Here is a 16679-nt window from a genome sequence, read left to right on the forward strand (position 1 = left end):
GTGTCCCTTGATCGGCGTTTCTCGCGACGGGCAGACTCCGAAACAGGACGCGTCCACCTAGGGGAGACGACCGCATGCAGCATGCCCGGAAGCCTGATGAGCGGCGCGCCGACCGGAGCACAAGAGTTCCCTCACGCTCCAAGAACGGCGAGGCTTCCGGTCCGGCGAACCCTTCCTTTCATGGAATCACGGAATTGCAGGGATTGGCCGGGAACACCGCGGTGACCCGGATGATCCAGTCCGCGCGGCATGGCCACGGGCCTGGCGCTGGGCAGACCGTCCAGCGGTCGCAGGTGGACGCGGTTCTGCGCACTCCCGGCAGGCCGCTGGACGAGCCGCTGCGTGCGGAGATGGAGTCGCGCATGGGGGCGGACTTCGGTGATGTCCGTTTGCACACCGGCGCGGCCGCTGAGCGGTCGGCGGCGGAGATCGGAGCCAGCGCCTACACCTCGGGAAACGACGTGGTCATCGGCAAGGGAGGCGTTGACAAGCACACCCTCGCCCACGAACTCACCCATGTCATCCAGCAGCGACGCGGCCCCGTGGCGGGTACGGACAATGGCGACGGGCTGAGACTCTCCGACCCCTCCGACCGGTTCGAGCGGGAAGCCGAACTCAACGCGGCACGCGTCATGGGCGGCCACGGTCCGGCCGCCGAGACGTCTGCGGGCGGGGAGGCGACCATCGCTCGAAAGGCGGCCGCGTACACGGCCAGCGTCCAGCGCTATCACGTCGTCGAGCCGGGGGCCGCCGACTATCCGAGCAAATGGCGCAAGCGGAAGTTCGGCTCCAGCGAGGACCGGTCAGGGGACGAGGAGTTCTTCATCCGGCAGGGCGTCAATGCCAACGACAGCTACTACGACAGCACGGATCCACCCGAACCCCACCTGCTTTATGAGGGCGCGGTCTCCTTGGCCATCTCCGACAACTTCGATCTGGCGACGCACGACCCCGTCGACGGGGCCGAGCCCAAACATTTCTTCGCCACCGAGGCCAAGATCAAGGAATCCAACGATCTCCTTGCGGAAAGCGCGGGAAGAGTGCGCCTGACCAAGACCGGAAAGTACCTCAGGATCGAGGGCGGCGGACGGGAGAGGCGCCTGTTCGAGGTCATGCCCGATGTCCAGGTGCCCGGGACCGGCGGCGCGAGGGCCAAGGGCCTCGACGCGCGCACACCGCAGCGATGCAACGCCATGGCGCAGTTCGTCACCGGCAGCCACAACATCACCATGGGCACGACCCGATACTTCAAGATCCTTGGCAGTCTGGTCGACGAGCTGGCCCCCGGCAACAATTTCGAGGACGGCATCACGGCGGCCATGAACCAGAACAACAGGGCCGCATACGACCAGCTCAGCCAGGCGATGAGCCGCGCCTTCCAGGACCTGATGCGCGACAACCCCGAACAGGTGGAGAACACGCTCAGGCGCCTGGGATTCAACGAGTTCGCACCCGCGCCCGACCCCGGCCAGTCCATCAGCACGATCGGATATGGCGACGCCGAGCAGGAGGCTGAGCGAGCGCGCAAATGGGAAGGATTCGAATACCACTTCGGTGGAGTCGTCGCGAAAAGCGGTACGGACTACATCACCATGGAGAACTACGCCCGTGGCGAGCTCCGCGACACGCTCGACTCCGGAGACCCGCTCTGGTATTTCCGGATGTACGGCGCCGCGACCCCGCTGCAAAGCTGGCACCGCGGCTGGTTCGCGTCCGGGCAATTCAGAGGAGCCGTCCTGACCATCGTCCTCGAACACTGACCACTGGCCTGCGCGGACCGCCGCCGCGCAGCGGACCCGCCTCCGTTTTCCAGGGACGGAGGCGGGTTCGAATTCTCAGCTGGAAAGGCAGACGGGGGGCGTCGGCGAGGGTCAGGCGTTCTTAATGTGGCGGGTGAGGGAGGCGAGGGCGGGAAGGGGGAGGAGGAGCTTGGGCCCCTCGGGGTCCTTGCTGTCTCGGATGGCGACGGTGTCGTTGATGCGGGCGACCTCGACGCAGTCGCCGCCGTTTCCGGAGCTGTGGCTGGACTTACGCCAAGTGGGGGTGCTCAGGTCCATTTTTCTGTCGTCACCTTCGCTATGAGTTCGAGGGATTGGCTCACAGGGTACGCAGCGGACTGAATCGACGTGAACAGTTTGGTCAGCCGGGTGACTTCGAGGCGATCGGTCGTTGTGTCGCCCGAGATCGCGTTGTCTTTGTACCCTACCTCGCTTCCATCCGGCAGCGTTCCGATGGCGAAGGCTCCCCTAGTGCCTTCGTGCAGGCAGAGCGGGACTACCTGGATACGGACGCGACGGGAGGAGGCCGTTATGAGGCGCTGGAGTTGCTCCTGCATCAAATCGGGGCTCCCGGTGCCGCGGTGGAGCACGCTCTCATCCATCACGTACATGAGGTCTGGCGGGGTGTCACGGGTGAGGACGTCCTGCCGCGCGATGCGCGCCTCGACGGCGGCTTCGTCGTTGTCAAGCAGGTGGGCGGCGTAAGCCGGGGTCTGGAGGAGTCCCGGGATGACCAGCGGTTGGTAACTCCGGATGGCGTTGAACTCCGGCTCCTGGATGGCCCAGTCGGTGAACCAGGCCGGGACCACGTTGGTGCCCTTGTAGAGGCCGTCCCAGAGGTGGACGAGGGCCTCGCGGGTGTCGAGGACGCGGTCGGCCTGGATGGCCAGGATGCGGTCGGGGCGCGTCTCGCCGCGCTCTATGCCGCCGATCGTGCTCTTCGCGTAGGGCGCCTGGTCGCGGATCATCTCGCACAGGGCGGCGAGGCTCAGGCCCGCCGCCTCCCGGTATCGGCGCAATTCGGAGCCGAATAGCGCGTTCGGCGACTCCCAGGGGCGCAGGTCGTTCGGCCGTTGTCCCATCGCTCTCTCCCTTGGGCTCGAATGACCGGCGATGGCCGGTCATGGGCGGCAGTGGCCACGGCCGTGTCACGCATGGACACGCATCGTGGCTTTCTCATTGCACAGCGTTACACAGGATGCATCATTTCTGCCACCGGATTCTCGAACCAAAAAAAATTCGGAGGTTTCCATGATCGAAACCGGGATGGTGTTGGGGGTGATCTCAATCGAATCTTCCGCGCGCGCGCCAGAAGTTGCACGGAAATGGGTGTCCGCTCTGTATCAGAGGCGTTGCCTAGGGGACGACTACGTCGCGCGTACCGTCGTCACCGAATTGGTGACGAACGTCCATAAGCACACCGACACGAAACGTGTTTCCGTACGACTTCTCTTGGAGGAGGGTCTCCGGGTGGAGGTCGAAGACCGTTCCGCTGTGCTTCCGGTCGTCCAAGCTTGGGACGACACTGCGGAATCGGGTCGCGGGCTCCTGATGTTGGGTGTGCTCGTCCAGGAGTGGGGTGTCCGGCCACTGGCCGATGGCGGGAAGGTGACGTGGGCGCGGCTCGGCGGATGAAGGTGGCGCGTTGGCCCGGTGTGGTGTGGTGGTGGCGTATCCGGCACGGCCACACCACAGCGGAACACCATCTGGACGTACTGGCGTCCCAGATGAGCGATCGCGGATGGGCTCATCTGAAGATTTACGTGGAGTGGCCCCCGACGCTGTGGGTCTTCGCCAAGGGACACGAGGGCACCGCGTTGAGCGTCACGGCGAATCGGGAGGACGGGCGGTGGGTCTACCAGATCCTGTACTCGATCGAGTATCCGTGCCACGCGGTCGCGCAGGTGGCCGACTTCCTGGACGACCTCCTGCGCGACCGCGCGTTCAACCGGTCTCCGTAGCCTCGGCCCGGCGCAGGAGGAGGACGGCCACGTCGTCCTCGGCCAGGTCGCGGCCGATGAGGGACGACATCACCGCCGCGCCGACCTGCTCCGGCGGGCCCGCGTACACCGCCTTGCGCAGCCGGGTGATGCCCACGTCCAGGGACTCTCCGCGCCGTTCCACCAGGCCGTCGGTGTAGAAGCACATGAGCGCGCCCGGTGGGAGTTCGATGGTGGTGGTCCGGCGGGGGAGCACCTCCTCCAGGCCGATCAGGACGTCGGTCTCCGCGGGAAGGCAGCGCGCCGGGGACCCCGGTACGGCGAGCACCGGGGGGCAGTGCCCGGCCGAGGACACCCGCACCCGCTCGATGCCGGGCTCGAAGACCGCGTACAGCACGGTCGCCGTCGCGTCCGGCTCGAAGTGGAGCATCTTGCGGTTGAGCTTGCGCAGGACCTCGGCGGGGTCGGTCGTGTCCAGGGCGTAGGCGCGGAGCGCGCTGCGCATCCGGCCCATGACCACGGCGGAGGGGAGGCCGTGCCCCGCCACGTCCCCCATCACGACGCCGATCTCGCCGGACGGCAGGGTGAACACGTCGTACCAGTCGCCGCCCACGGTCTCCTTGCCCGGACGGTAGCGGGCGCTCAGCTCCATCCCGGGGATCTCCGGCAGGGCGGCCGGGACCAGGCTGCGCTGGAGCTCCATGGCTCCGGCCCGCTCCGCCCGGCCGAGCATGACCTGCACCGCCATCGCGGCGGGCGTGGCGGCGTGCTGCAGGAGCTCGACGTCCTCGGGGCGGAACCTGCGCGGGGTCACCGTCCCGACGTGCATGACGCCGACGAGCGTCCCCTCGCAGATCAGCGGGACGCCGAGGAGCGAGTGCAGGCCGCGCTGCACCAGCAGCGGGTTGAAGACGTTGGCCTTGCGCACGTCGTGGATGACGATGGGCTGCCGCTCGACGGCGACGCGCCCGGCGAAGCCGTATCCCAGCGGGACGTGCGCGGCCTGGATGACCTCTTCCTCTATCCCCTTGGCGGCCGCCGCCACGAGGAACCGCTTCTGCCGGTCGAGAAGCAGCACGACGGCGGTGTCCGCGCCCAGCGACTGGCGGACGCGCTCAAGCAGGGCATCGAGGAACTCGTCGATGTCCATGTGGGCGAATGCCCGGTCGGTGATGGCCCGGATGTCCGCCAGCCGGTCGGCGACGGCGTCCTCGGGCTCGGTCGTCTGCTCCACCGGGAAACTGTATGTCGGAAAGTGTCTGCTTAGTACAGTTTGTAATGGTCGCAACACCGGCGCACTCCGTTGGCAATCTCCAGGTCTTCGCGAGCCGTGATCACCAGCGTGCGGACGGTGGCGCCCGCGTGGGTGAGGTCGGTGTCGCCGTCCGCGGCCGCGTTGCGGTCCGGGTCGACGCCGACACCGAGAAAGGCCAGGTCACCCGCCAGGCGCATGCGGACGGCCGCGTCGTGCTCCCCGACTCCGCCCGTGAAGACGAGCGCGTCCAGGCCGCCCAGGGACGCCGTCATGGCGGCGGCGCAGGCGCGCAGACGATGGTGGTAGACGTCCAGGGCGGCGAGGGCGGTGATGTCGCGCTGCTCGGCCAGGGAACGGATCCGGCGCATGTCGCCCGTCCCGGTGAGGCCGCGTAGCCCCGATTCGCTTTCCAGTGCCGAGTTGACGTCCTGCGCGGAGAGCCCGTGCTTGATCAGCCACAGCGGGATGCCCGGGTCGATGCTGCCCGCCCGGGACGCCATGACCAGCCCCTCCAGCGGCGTGAAGCCCATGGTCGTGTCGATCGAGCGTCCTTCGGCGACCGCGCACAGGGACGCGCCCGAGCCGAGATGGCACACCACCATCCGCAGCGAGGGCGGCGGGACGCCGAGCAACTCGCCCGTCCGGCGGACCGCGTAGGAGAACGACAGGCCGTGGAACCCGTAGCGCCGCAGCCCGTACCGTTCGCGCCATTCGGCGGGCAGCGCGTAGGTCGAGGCGGCCTCGGGGAGAGTGGCGTGGAAGGCGGTGTCGAAGCAGGCCACGGCGGGGACGCCGGGCAGCGCGCCGGTGATCTCCGCGAGCGCGTGCAGGGACGCGGGCTGGTGCAGCGGGGCCAGATCGGCGAGGTCGCGCAGCCGCTCGGTGACGGCCGCGTCGATCGGGACGGGCTCGGTGTAGTCGGTGCCGCCGTGCACGAAGCGGACGCCGATCGCGTCGGGCTTCGGCATTCCGGCGGCGAGGTCCGCCATTTCGTGTCCCGCGCCGGAGTCTTCGGAGAGGACGGAGTCGTCGTGGTCTAGCAGGCTTATCTTCAGGCTGCTGGAGCCGGGGTTGACGGTGAGGACTCTCAATGCGGCCACGTCCAGTTCTGGATTTCGGGGGCGTCCTGGCCGTGTTCGCGGGTGTAGGCGCGGAGGCGGAGGCGTTCGTCTGCCATGCGCTGCCTGATGTGGGCGACCCGTCCGCCCAGGGAGGGGACGCGGTCGATGACGTCCATGACCAGGTGGAAGCGGTCCAGATCGTTGAGCATGACCATGTCGAACGGAGTCGTGGTCGTTCCTTCTTCCTTGTAGCCGCGGACGTGCAGGTGGTCGTGTCCGGCGCGGCGGTAGGTGAGCCGGTGGATCAGGTATGGGTAGCCGTGGAAGGCGAAGATGACGGGCTTGTCGGTGGTGAAAAGGGCGTCGTAGTCGCGGTCCGGCATTCCGTGCGGGTGCTGGCTGGGCGGTTGGAGCCGCATGAGGTCGACGACGTTCACCACTCGGACGCGCAGTTCCGGGAACAGTTGACGGAGTAGGTCGACGGCGGCGAGGGTCTCCAGCGTCGGGATGTCGCCCGCGCACGCGAGCACCACGTCGGGATCGGCTCCGCCATCGGTGGACGCCCATTCCCAGATGCCGATTCCGCGTGTGCTGTGCGCGATCGCCTCGTCCATTGACAGCCAGTCGAGCGCGGGCTGCTTTCCGGCGACGACGACGTTCACGTAGTCGCGGGAGCGCAGGCAATGGTCACCGACCGAGAGCAGGGTGTTGGCGTCCGGTGGCAGGTAGACCCGGACGATCTCCGGTTTCTTGTTCATGACGACGTCCAGGAAACCGGGGTCCTGGTGAGTGAAGCCGTTGTGGTCCTGCCGCCACACATGCGAGGAGAGAAGGTAGTTGAGGGACGCGATCGGGCGTCGCCACGGGAGCGCGCGGGTGACCTTCAGCCATTTCGCGTGCTGGTTGAACATCGCGTCCACGATGTGCACAAAAGCCTCGTAGCTGTTGAACAGGCCGTGCCGTCCGGTGAGGAGATATCCCTCCAGCCAGCCTTGGCAGAGGTGCTCGCTCAGCACCTCCATCACCTGTCCGGACGGGGCCTGGTGCTCGTCGGTGGGGAGCAGTTCGCCCTGGAACACGCGGTCGGTCGCGTCGAACACGGCGTTGAGGCGGTTGGACGCCGTCTCGTCCGCACCCATGATGCGGAAATTGGACGGATTGGCCCGGATGACGTCGCGGAGGAACGTCCCGAGTTGCCGGGTCGGCTCGGTGACCGCCTTGCCCGGGGCATCGACCGGGACGGCGTAGTCGCAGAAGTCGGGCAGGACCAGCGGTTTCAGCAGCAGCCCGCCGTTCGCGTGCGGGTTCGCGCTCATCCGCCGCTCGCCGACCGGGGCCTGCGCGCGGATCTCCTCGACCGGGCGGCCCGCGCCGTCGAACAGCTCGTCCGGACGGTACGAGCGCAGCCATTCCTCCAGCAGCGCGAGGTGCGCGGGGTCGTCGCGGACACCCGACAGCGGCACCTGGTGGGAGCGCCACGTGTTCTCGACCGGGAGGCCGTCGACCTCCTTCGGGCCCGTCCAGCCCTTGGGGCTCCGCAGGACGATCATCGGCCAGCGCCGCCGCTCCGACGTCCGCCCGGAGCGCGCGCCCTGCTGGATCTCGGCGATCTCGTCGAGGGCCTGGTCGAGCGCGGCGGCCATCTTGTGGTGCATGGACGCGGGGTCGTCGCCGGTCACCAGGAACGGCATGTACCCGTACCCGTCGAGAAGCTGGACGAGTTCCTCCTCCGGAATCCGCGCCAGCACGGTCGGGTTCGCGATCTTGTATCCGTTGAGGTGCAGGATGGGCAGGACGGCGCCGTCCTTCACCGGGTCCAGGAACTTGCCGGAATGCCAGCTCGCCGCGAGCGGCCCGGTCTCGGCCTCGCCGTCACCGACGATGCACGCGACGACGAGATCCGGATTGTCGAACGCGGCGCCATACGCGTGCGCGAGCGAATATCCGAGTTCGCCGCCCTCGTGAATGGAGCCCGGCGTCTCCGGCGCGACATGGCTCGGGATCCCGCCGGGGAACGAGAACTGCCGGAAGAGGCGCCGCATGCCCGCCTCGTCGTACGACACGTCCGGATAGACCTCGCTGTAGGTCCCCTCAAGCCAGGCGTTCGCGACGGCCGCCGGGCCGCCGTGCCCCGGGCCCATGACGTAGATCATGTCCAGGTCGCGCTTCTTGATCACCCGGTTGAGGTGCGCGTAGCAGAAGTTCAGGCCGGGGGTCGTGCCCCAGTGGCCGAGCAGGCGCGGCTTGATGTCGTCGCGGGTGAGCGGCTCGCGGAGCAGCGGATTGCCCAGGAGGTATATCTGGCCCACCGAGAGGTAGTTCGCGGCTCGCCAGTACGTGTCGATCCGTCGCGGTTCTTCGTCGGTCACGACGTAGGCACGTCCCCGCGATCGGCGGTCTCAACCGTCCGGGAAGGGCACCGGAGTAACGGAGCCACGGCGGCGTGGGTGCGCCTTGCGCCGCCGTGGCTCACTTCCCACCTGGTCGAGGACGTCACCGGTTACAGGGGCGGTCGCCGCGCCGAGCGGCGGCGCGGCGACCGCCCCGCCCCCCAGCGAACCGGTGGGAGCGTCTCACTAGGTGCGTTGAAGCCTGCCGCTTACCGGCGCGTAGGTATTCGGGTCCGGGGGCGCGGTCGACCGGCGGTCCGGTCCCTGCGACGACCGGCTCACGCTCCGCGACGAACGGACGACGCAGCGCGACCGGCGGCACGTCCGGCGGTGCGCCCCTCCAGGCCCGGCGGTTCTGCGATGCTACGCGGAACAGCCAGGTCGTACACAAGGTCGTATACACGGGCCGTATACAAGGGTCGTACACAGGGAGATGGCATGGGCGGGTTCTTCACCGGCCGGACGCTGACGGACCTCGGCCGCGCGCTGCGGTCCGGGGACGAGTCGGCGGCCGGGCTCCTCGCGGGCGCGCTGGAGTCGGTCGATCCGGAGCTGAACGCCTTCGTGACCGTCGACCGCGCGGGCGCGGAGGCGGCGGCGCGGCGGGCGGACGCGGAACTCGCGGCCGGCGCCGACCGGGGCCCGCTGCACGGGATCCCGGTCGCGGTGAAGGACATCATCGACGTCGCCGGGCTGCCGACCGGCATGGGCTCCGCGCACTTCGCCGGGCACGTCGCGGACGCCGACGCCGACTGCGTCCGGCTGCTCCGCGACGCGGGCGCCGTGATCGTCGGCAAGACCGGCACGCACGAGTTCGCCTACGGCGGGAGCGGCGACGTGACGGTGGACGGGCCCGTCCGCAACCCGCACGACCGGGAGCGGATGTCCGGCGGGTCGAGCAGCGGCAGCGCCGTCGCGGTCGCGGCGGGGACCGTCCCGCTCGCCCTCGGCACCGACACCGGCGGGTCGGTGCGGATCCCGGCGGCGTTCTGCGGCATCGCCGGGTTCAAGCCCGCCTACAACTCCATCCCGACCGGCGGGGTGTTCCCGCTGTCGACGTCCTTCGACCACGTGGGCCTGCTCGCCGGGTCGGCGGGCGACTGCCGCGTCGCCTACGAGGCGCTCGTCGCCCCGATCGACCCGGTGTCGGACGGCGGGCGCGTCGCGTGGATAGAGCCGCAGGCCATCGACCCCGAGGTGGAGTCGGCCGTCCGGGCGCTGTTCCCGGACGCGCCGCCCGAGACGCTCGACTTCGCCGAACTGCGGCGCGTCTTCCGCTTCATCCAGGACAGCGAGGCGTACGACGTCCACGCCGAGCGGGTCGCCGAGGCGCCGGAGCTGTACCAGCGGCCGACGCTCGAACGGCTGGAGCGCGCCGCCGAGACGCCCGGCTGGCGGTACGTGCGGGCGTTCCGGGAGCGGGAGGAGTTCGCCCGCCGGGTCGACGGGCTCCTCGACCGCTACGACCTGCTCGCCATGCCGACCCTGCCGATCACCGCGCCGAAGATCGGCGAGACGGAGGGGCCGCTCGGGCCGCACGTCCCGACGCTGGTCAGCCTCACCTGCCCGTGGAACGTGCTCGGGCTGCCCGCGCTGAGCGTTCCCGCCGGGACGGTCGGCGGCCTGCCGGTCGGCGCGCAGCTCGTCACCCGGCGCGGCGCCGAGAGCCTCCTCTTCGACGCCGCCGCCCGCCTGACGGTCGTCACGGGCTGACGGTCGTCACGGGCTGGCGGCGGTCACGGGCTGGCGGCGGTCACGGGCTGGCGGCGGTCACGGGCTGGCGGTTTCGAGGAGGATCTCGGTGACGAGGGCGGGCGGCACGTCCGTCCTCGACGCGATCCGGACGACCTGACGCGCCGCCTCCGCCGGACGGGACGCGATCAACCCGGACGCGGCACGAATGGCGGTGAGCCGTTCCTCCGGCGTACCGAGCGTCCCGCCCGCGCGGGCGAGCGCGGCGTCGACGGCCGCGTCCAGCAGCGGCGCGCGGCCGCGGAGCGCTTGGAGAAGGGCGGTGCGTCCGTCCGCCCGGAGGACGTCGGCGGGGTCGCGTCCGACGGGCAGCGCCGCCAGCTCGACCGGCCCGCCGAGCCCGGCGAGCCGCTCCCACGCGCGGACGGCGCCGGAGCGTCCCGCCGGGTCGCCGTCCAGCGCGACGAGGATGCCCGCCCGGTCGAGGTCGGCGGTGTCGGCGAGCGCGCCGAGCTGCGCCGAGGTGAGCGCGAGCCCGCAGGTCGCGACAGCCGCGTACTCGGTCGGGCCCGCGAGCGTCACCGCGATCGCGTCCAGCGGCCCTTCGACCACCACCGGACGCGCGCCCGCCGCGAGCCGGTCGCGCGCCTCGTGCAGCCCGTACAGCAGTTCGCCCTTGTGGAAGAGGGACGTGTCAGGCCCGTTGAGGTACTTGGGGCCGGGGGCGTCGTCGCGGCGGCGTCCGATGAAGCCCGCGACCGCGCCGTCCACGGTCCGGATGGCGAAGACTGCGCGGTCGCGGAACGTGTCGCGGAGGCGTCCGGCCTGGTCGCGGCGGGCGAGCCCGGCGGCGACGATCGCGTCGTCGGGGTGGCCGCGCGTGCGCAGGTGCTCGGTGAGGACGCGCCGTCCGGCGGGCGCGTACCCGATCCGCCAGCGCGCCTGCACGCCCGCTGGGAAACCGCGTTCGGCCAGGTAGGCGGGCACCCAGCTCGCGTCGAGGCTGGTGCGAAAGAAGCGTTCGGCGTCGGCGGTGATCCCGTCCCTGGACGATCCCGACGCCCGCCCGTGCACGCGGCGCGCCGTCCGCAGGATGCGGTCGCCCAGGCTTGGCCCGGCCCAGAACGCGCGGTCCGGGAAGGCGGGCATCGCCGGTTCGAGCCCGAGCCAGGACGCGACGAGGAACGCGATCGAGTCGGCCTCGACCCGCCGCACCACCCGGTCCGGGACGTTCGCCGTCAGTGCCGCGACGTGGCGTCCCGCGCCGGGCGGCGGCGGGCCCGGTGCGGGGAGCGGCAGGCCCTCGGTCTGCGTCACGTCGAACACGGCGCGCGGCGCGCCCGTCCGGCCGAGGACGCGGATGCCGGTCTCGCCCTTCCTGACCTGGCGTCCCGCCGACCGCCACTCCTCGTAGGAGCGGACGTCCGCCGCGCCCCGCCACTGGGCGCCGATCAGCAGGATGCCGGTGTAGTCGTGGCGGCGGCCGTGCACCACAGCCTGGTCGAGCCAGCGGGACCAGGGGAGCGTCCCGTCCCGGAGCCGGGCCGTCTCCCGGTCGGCGACACCGCGCAGCAGCCGCTCGTCGCGGCCCATGGAAGCCTCCTCGCCGTCGGCGGGCGGGGAAGCCATCTCAGGTCATACCCAGTTACAGGTACAAGCCGAAGAATTCCTCCGGGTGTTCGAGCAGCGGCGGGAGGTCCTCGGCGGTGAGGGTGATCAGTTCCCGCTTCGTCGGCGGCTTGACCGGCTTGGCGCCCTTCTCCTGCGGGGTGATCCGCTTCGCCGCGACGGCGACGGACGCGACCCGGTCGGCCTGGTTCGCGACGGCCACGTCCAGCATGTTGCGCATCAGCCGGCCGTTGCCGAACGACGGTCCGCGCGGCGCCCGGCGCAGCATCGCGCGCAGGACGTCCTCGGTGCCGTCCGCGAGCCGGAACCCGTCCGCTGCGGCGAGCTGCCCGAACACGGTGATCAGCTCGTCGTCGGAGTAGTCCGGGAAGTGGATCTGCTTCGGGAAGCGCGAGTCGAGGCCCGGGTTCGCGGCGAGGAACTCGGCCATCTCCTGCTGGTAGCCCGCGACGATCACCACGAGGTCGTCGCGGTGGTCCTCCATCAGCTTCACCAGCTCGGCGATCGCCTCGTGCCCGTAGTCGCCCTTGAGCGGCGACTGCGTCAGCGTGTACGCCTCGTCGATGAACAGGACGCCGCCGAGCGCCCGCTCCACCAGGCGGCGGGTGCGCGGCGCGGTCTGCCCGATGTACTCGCCGACGAGGTGCGCGCGGGACGCCTCCACCAGATGCCCGGACGACAGCACCCCGAGCCGCTTGTAGATGCGTCCGAGCAGCCGGGCCACCATCGTCTTGCCGGTGCCCGGGTTGCCGGTGAAGACCATGTGCCGGGTCGGCGGCGTGATCCGCAGCCCGGACTCGGCGCGCAGCCGCGCCGCGTGCGTCCCCGCGACGAGCAGCGCGATCTCGTGCTTGACCGTGTCGAGCCCGGTGAGGTCGTGCAGCTCGGCGAGCGGGTTCCCGGCGCTGCGGGACGTGTCGAGCGTCTCCGGGATGTCCTGCTTGCGGACGACCAGCTCCGTCGTGCCGTTCTTCGCCGCCCGCTCCTGCGCGATGGCGACGGCCTGGTCGGCGAGGTGCGGCGCGAGCCGGGCGTTGCGGAGCGTCTGCATCGGCGGCGTCGCGGCGAGCAGCTCGCCCGCCGCGTCCACGGCCTGGCGGGTCGCGCGGGCGCCGCGCGCGTCCAGCGCCCGGCGGAACAGCTCCGCGTGCCCGTCCGGGGTGAACGGCTGCGTCTTCACCACCCGGAACCGCTGCGGCAGGACGGGGTTGATCTCGCGGATCCGCTCGTCCCCGCCCGTGTCGCACAGCGCCACGAGATGCAGGTCGGGGTGGACGGCGAGCAGCCGGTGCAGCTCGGCGGCGATGGCCTCCCCGTTGCCGGGGTCGGTGACGATGCCGTCCAGGCCCTCGATGACGAGCAGCCGGTCGCCCGCGCAGTCGCGAGCGTCGGCGTGCAGCTTCGCGACCGCGTCCGAGAGGCGCTGGCCGGTGAACAGGTTGTCGGACACCCAGTGCGGGTCGCGGCCGAGGGACAGCGCCTTCGCCAGCTCCTGCGCGGCGTCGCGCTTGCCGGTGCCGTCCGGGCCCGCGACCAGCAGCCGGACGGGCGCGTCGCCGCGGGTCAGCTCGTCCAGCGCGGCGACCAGCTCGCCCTGCCCGACCAGCGACGTCGCGATCTCGGACCGGCCGCCGCCCGGCTCGGGACGGGCCTCCGCCGCGTCCGCCGGGACGCTCTTCAACGTCTCGGTCAGCGGGTTCACGACCCGGCGGCGCGGCGCGTACAGGCGGCGCAGGTCGGTCTGGAACTGGCCGACCGGGATCCACTCGGCCTTCGGGAACCACGGGTCGCCCGGCAGGCCCTGCACGATCGCGATGAACCGCATCGCCATGTCGAGCCAGCCTCGGCAGGCGTCGGCGGCCCCCGCGACCAGCGCGCGGACGAGCCATGCGCGCGTCCGCTCCTGCCACGCGCCCGGCTTGAACCCGCGCCGTTCGGCCGGGAAGCGGCGCTGCAACTCGCGGTAGCGGTCCTCGCCCAGCGCGACCGACAGCTCCGCCGGGACGTGCTCCATGCTCCCCTGGAGGAGCAGCTGGATCAGGTGGACTTCGGCGTTCTCGTCCCTCGGAGCCGCCTCCATCAGGTGCTCGAAGGACGACAGCAGCCCCCCGCACGCCCACTCCAGGTAGCCGACCGGGCCGAGCAGCTCCGGCACCGCCGTGACGATGTCGTCGCCCGCGTGCGCGTGCCAGTTCTCCCGCAGCTCCATCTTCGGCAGGTTGACGTCGCACGTCGGCGCGTCGTCGTAGAGGCGCAGCAGCGCCTTGCGCCGCTCCTCCAGCGGCTCGATGCCCTCCAGCGCGGCCAGGCAGTCGCGGGCCAGCTCGATCGCCAGCTCCCGCTCGGGCGCCTCGATCAGCCAGTCGACCGGTGGCCGCCATCGGCCGCCGGGCGCGTCCCAGCGCGTCATCCGGGTGCTGAGCGGGCCCGGGTTCACGAGGTGCCCGTTCAGCAGGCGCTCGGGGAGCTGCGAGTACGAGCCCGCCTTGATCGCGCCGCCGCCGGGCAGGAACGCGAGGATCCCGAAGATCTCCGCCGTGACCAGCGAGGCGGGCAGGGTGAGGAGCTTGTGCTCGTCGGTGGTCAGGTCGGCGGCGCGCGGGTCGGCCGCGAGCCCGTCGATCCGCGCCGAGATCTCCTCGAACAGCCCGTCGGGGACGCGCCACGGGCCGTACGAGTAGACGTCGAGCACCGGCTCGTCGGTGAGCAGTAGCTCCAGATGCTCCGGCAGCCGCAAAGAACTCTCCCAAGGACGATCAAAGACGGGGTACAGCCTACGTTTCCGGAGCAGGTGCCGGGTCGACGGCACGGCCAATCGCCGGTATCGGCCTGCCGGGTTCGTGCTATGGAGCGTTACGGGACGCGCAAAGTCTCCACCGCGAGGCGCGCGGCCGTCCCGATCACGGCGTCCGCCTGCGGCAGGACGGCGATCGGGAGCAGCGACCTGGTGAACACGGCGACCGCGTAGCGCCCGCCGTCGGGGTACTCGACGACGCCGACCTCGTTGCGGAGCGTCGGGAGCGTGCCGGTCTTGCCGCTCACGAGGACGTCGTCGTACGGGAACCCGGACGACAGCCGGTGCGGCCACACCTGGAGCCCGAACAGGCGGCGCATAGCGGCGCAGCCTTCGGCGGGCGCGGCCTCGTCCCGCCAGATCAGGGACAGCAGGCGGGTCATCTCGCGGGGGGTGCTGCGGCTCGTCCGGAGCGGGTCGAGGACGCGGAGCCTCTCCCGCACACCGGGTTCGTCCAGCCTTGCCCACACTTCGCCGAATGTGGCCGCGCCCGCGTCGGCGAGGAGGCTCTCGTGCAGCTCGCGTCCGCTGTCCTCGACGACCGTGTTGGGGAGGTCGAGCGCCGCGGAGGTCGCGTTGACCGCGTCGCGGCCGACCCTGTCCAGGACGAGGTCGGCGGCGGCGTTGTCGCTCACGGTGATCATCAGGAAGGTGAGGTCGCGGAGGGACATGCGGACGTCGTCCAGCATCCCCGACACCCCCGTGGGCCCGGCCGTGCGGTCCTCCGCGCGGAGGACGACCTGCTCGGACGGGTCGAGCCGCCCGGACGCCGCCTGCCGGTGGAACGCGACGAGCAGCGGCACCTTGAACACCGACGCGAGCACCACCGGCCCATCGGCCCCTACGGACACCTCCCGGCCGGTGTCGACGTCCACCGCGTGCAGCCACCCGGTGACCCCGGCCGCCTTGAACTCACCCTCGATCCGCTCGGTGATATCGCTCATGCCGTTTCCCTGTGGGGGGACGACCCCCCACGCCCCCCGGTTCGCTTCGCTCATGCCGTTTCCCTGTGGGGGGCGACCCCCCACGCCCCCCGGTTCGCTTCGCTCATGCGAGGAACCCCGACGAAGGACGCGGGACGATCCTGCGGGCGGGGGCGGCGTCCAGCGGGGTCATGCCCGCCTCGCGGCGCAGGACGGCGGTCGCGACGGCCGTGAAGTCGGCGATCGCGCGGGCGTGCTCGGGGTCGCGGGCGCGCCGCCACGCGCACGACGTCCGCCACGCGAGCGGCTCGCCCACCAGCGGACGCCACGCCGTCCCGGCCGTGTCGTCGGCGCGGGGGACGAGCGCCACCGCCGTCCCCGCGAGGACGAGCCCGAGCGCGAACCCCGGATGCCGCGCCTCGTGGACGGCGCCCGGCGCGTACCCGTGCCTGCGGCAGGCGGCCAGCAGCTCGTCGTGCGCGCCCGGCGCCTCCGCGCGCGGCGGCAGCACGAGGTCGCGCCCGGCGAGGTCGGCGAGATGCACCTCCGGGGACGCGGCGAGGCCGGAACCGGCGGGCAGCAGGACGCCGAGCGGGCGGCCGAGCATCGGGCCGAGCTCCAGGTCGCGGGCGTCGCACGGGTGCCGGACGACCGCCGCGTCCAGCGCGCCCTCGGCGAGCGCGCGGACCTGCTCGGCCGTCCCGGCCTCGCGCAGGTCGAGCCGCAGGTCCGGGCGGCGCGCCCGGAACGCGGCGATCAGCGCGGCGACGATCGGCCCGCCGAGGTCGCTCGGCACGCCCGCCCGCACGGCGCGGGACTCGCCGAGCCGGGCGCGCTCGGCGACGGAGTAGACGCGGTCCACGCGGGTGAGGATGTCACGGGCCTCGTCCAGCAGGAGGCGGCCCGGCGCGGTCAGCTCGACCTTCCGGCTCGACCGGTCGAACAGCCGGACGCCGAGCTCCCGCTCCAGCCGCTTGATCCGCTGGCTCAGCGGCGGCTGGGCCATGCCGAGCCGCTCCGCCGCGCGGCCGAAGTGCAGCTCCTCCGCGACCATGACGAAGCACCGCAGATGCCCCACGACGTTCACGAGCAGCGATCATATCGAAACGGATATCTATCTGACATAGATATTAATCTTGGACATTTCACGTCGAGCCTGGTCTCCTTGTGCACTCAATCAAAGGGGGACCCCTCGTCCGGAGGGGGAAGGGAGAACC

13 protein-coding genes are annotated in these 16679 nt (G+C 71.2%); 4 read left to right on the forward strand and 9 right to left on the reverse strand.

Features of this window, described 5'->3' with window-relative positions; genetic code table 11:
• The first annotated feature begins 74 nt into the window (after positions 1–74).
• Complete coding sequence (locus FXF65_RS22710) at positions 75–1760, forward strand: eCIS core domain-containing protein (RefSeq protein ID WP_148351999.1); 1686 nt, start codon at positions 75–77, stop codon at positions 1758–1760.
• Between the two features lie 111 nt (positions 1761–1871).
• Here the strand turns inward: FXF65_RS22710 and FXF65_RS22715 are convergent, their stop codons facing one another.
• The gene (locus FXF65_RS22715; RefSeq protein WP_148352000.1) at positions 1872–2057 is read right to left on the reverse strand and encodes a DUF397 domain-containing protein; all 186 of its coding nucleotides are present in this window, start codon (positions 2055–2057) and stop codon (positions 1872–1874) included.
• The gene (locus FXF65_RS22720) at positions 2048–2860 is read right to left on the reverse strand and encodes a helix-turn-helix domain-containing protein (protein ID WP_148352001.1); all 813 of its coding nucleotides are present in this window, start codon (positions 2858–2860) and stop codon (positions 2048–2050) included. The genes FXF65_RS22715 and FXF65_RS22720 overlap by 10 nt, the downstream gene beginning before the upstream one ends.
• Before the next feature lie 169 nt (positions 2861–3029).
• Between FXF65_RS22720 and FXF65_RS22725 the strand changes: the two genes are divergently transcribed.
• Positions 3030–3413: an ATP-binding protein gene (locus tag FXF65_RS22725; RefSeq protein WP_148352002.1), complete on the forward strand. Its 384-nt coding sequence runs from the start codon at positions 3030–3032 to the stop codon at positions 3411–3413.
• 128 nt (positions 3414–3541) lie between these two features.
• Positions 3542–3739, forward strand: a complete 198-nt coding sequence (locus FXF65_RS22730) for a hypothetical protein (protein WP_148352003.1) — start codon at positions 3542–3544, stop codon at positions 3737–3739.
• Here the strand turns inward: FXF65_RS22730 and FXF65_RS22735 are convergent.
• The 3 genes from FXF65_RS22735 to FXF65_RS22745 are packed head-to-tail and all read right to left on the reverse strand — an operon-like array spanning position 3723 to position 8403.
• Complete coding sequence (locus FXF65_RS22735) at positions 3723–4952, reverse strand: PP2C family protein-serine/threonine phosphatase (RefSeq protein WP_222868684.1); 1230 nt, start codon at positions 4950–4952, stop codon at positions 3723–3725. The two genes, FXF65_RS22730 and FXF65_RS22735, sit on opposite strands and share 17 nt — an antisense overlap.
• Before the next feature lie 29 nt (positions 4953–4981).
• On the reverse strand, positions 4982–6064 hold the full coding sequence (locus FXF65_RS22740) for an acetate/propionate family kinase (protein WP_148352097.1): 1083 nt from the start codon (positions 6062–6064) through the stop codon (positions 4982–4984).
• Positions 6061–8403 carry a phosphoketolase family protein gene (locus FXF65_RS22745; RefSeq protein WP_148352004.1) on the reverse strand — a complete coding sequence of 781 codons (2343 nt, stop codon included), beginning with the start codon at positions 8401–8403 and terminating at the stop codon, positions 6061–6063. Before FXF65_RS22745 ends, FXF65_RS22740 begins: the two co-directional genes overlap by 4 nt.
• Before the next feature lie 459 nt (positions 8404–8862).
• On the opposite strand from FXF65_RS22745, the gene FXF65_RS22750 reads away from it, so the two are divergent.
• Positions 8863–10137 carry an amidase gene (locus tag FXF65_RS22750; RefSeq protein ID WP_148352005.1) on the forward strand — a complete coding sequence of 425 codons (1275 nt, stop codon included), beginning with the start codon at positions 8863–8865 and terminating at the stop codon, positions 10135–10137.
• Positions 10138–10194: 57 nt separating this feature from the next.
• On the opposite strand, the gene FXF65_RS22755 is transcribed toward FXF65_RS22750, so the two are convergent.
• The 4 genes from FXF65_RS22755 to FXF65_RS22770 form a co-directional block, all read right to left on the reverse strand.
• Positions 10195–11709 carry a toprim domain-containing protein gene (locus FXF65_RS22755; protein ID WP_148352006.1) on the reverse strand — a complete coding sequence of 505 codons (1515 nt, stop codon included), beginning with the start codon at positions 11707–11709 and terminating at the stop codon, positions 10195–10197.
• Between the two features lie 52 nt (positions 11710–11761).
• Positions 11762–14482, reverse strand: a complete 2721-nt coding sequence (locus FXF65_RS22760; RefSeq protein ID WP_148352007.1) for an AAA family ATPase — start codon at positions 14480–14482, stop codon at positions 11762–11764.
• A 116-nt stretch (positions 14483–14598) separates the two neighbouring features.
• Complete coding sequence (locus tag FXF65_RS22765; protein WP_148352008.1) at positions 14599–15483, reverse strand: serine hydrolase; 885 nt, start codon at positions 15481–15483, stop codon at positions 14599–14601.
• Between the two features lie 103 nt (positions 15484–15586).
• Positions 15587–16549, reverse strand: coding sequence for a LysR substrate-binding domain-containing protein (locus tag FXF65_RS22770; protein WP_148352009.1), 963 nt, complete (start codon positions 16547–16549; stop codon positions 15587–15589).
• Positions 16550–16679 lie beyond the last annotated feature (130 nt).

The sequence above is a fragment of the Actinomadura syzygii genome, from assembly GCF_008085905.1.
GTDB lineage: Bacteria > Actinomycetota > Actinomycetes > Streptosporangiales > Streptosporangiaceae > Spirillospora > Spirillospora syzygii.

Excerpts from the sequence above, each read along its gene's own strand:
- FXF65_RS22725 (WP_148352002.1), top strand. The coding sequence starts at position 3,030 with ATGATCGAAACCGGGATGGTGTTGGGGGTGATCTCAATCGAATCTTCC.
- FXF65_RS22720 (WP_148352001.1), bottom strand. The coding sequence starts at position 2,860 with ATGGGACAACGGCCGAACGACCTGCGCCCCTGGGAGTCGCCGAACGCG.
- FXF65_RS22755 (WP_148352006.1), bottom strand. The coding sequence starts at position 11,709 with ATGGGCCGCGACGAGCGGCTGCTGCGCGGTGTCGCCGACCGGGAGACG.
- FXF65_RS22710 (WP_148351999.1), top strand. The coding sequence starts at position 75 with ATGCAGCATGCCCGGAAGCCTGATGAGCGGCGCGCCGACCGGAGCACA.
- FXF65_RS22765 (WP_148352008.1), bottom strand. The coding sequence starts at position 15,483 with ATGAGCGATATCACCGAGCGGATCGAGGGTGAGTTCAAGGCGGCCGGG.
- FXF65_RS22715 (WP_148352000.1), bottom strand. The coding sequence starts at position 2,057 with ATGGACCTGAGCACCCCCACTTGGCGTAAGTCCAGCCACAGCTCCGGA.
- FXF65_RS22750 (WP_148352005.1), top strand. The coding sequence starts at position 8,863 with ATGGGCGGGTTCTTCACCGGCCGGACGCTGACGGACCTCGGCCGCGCG.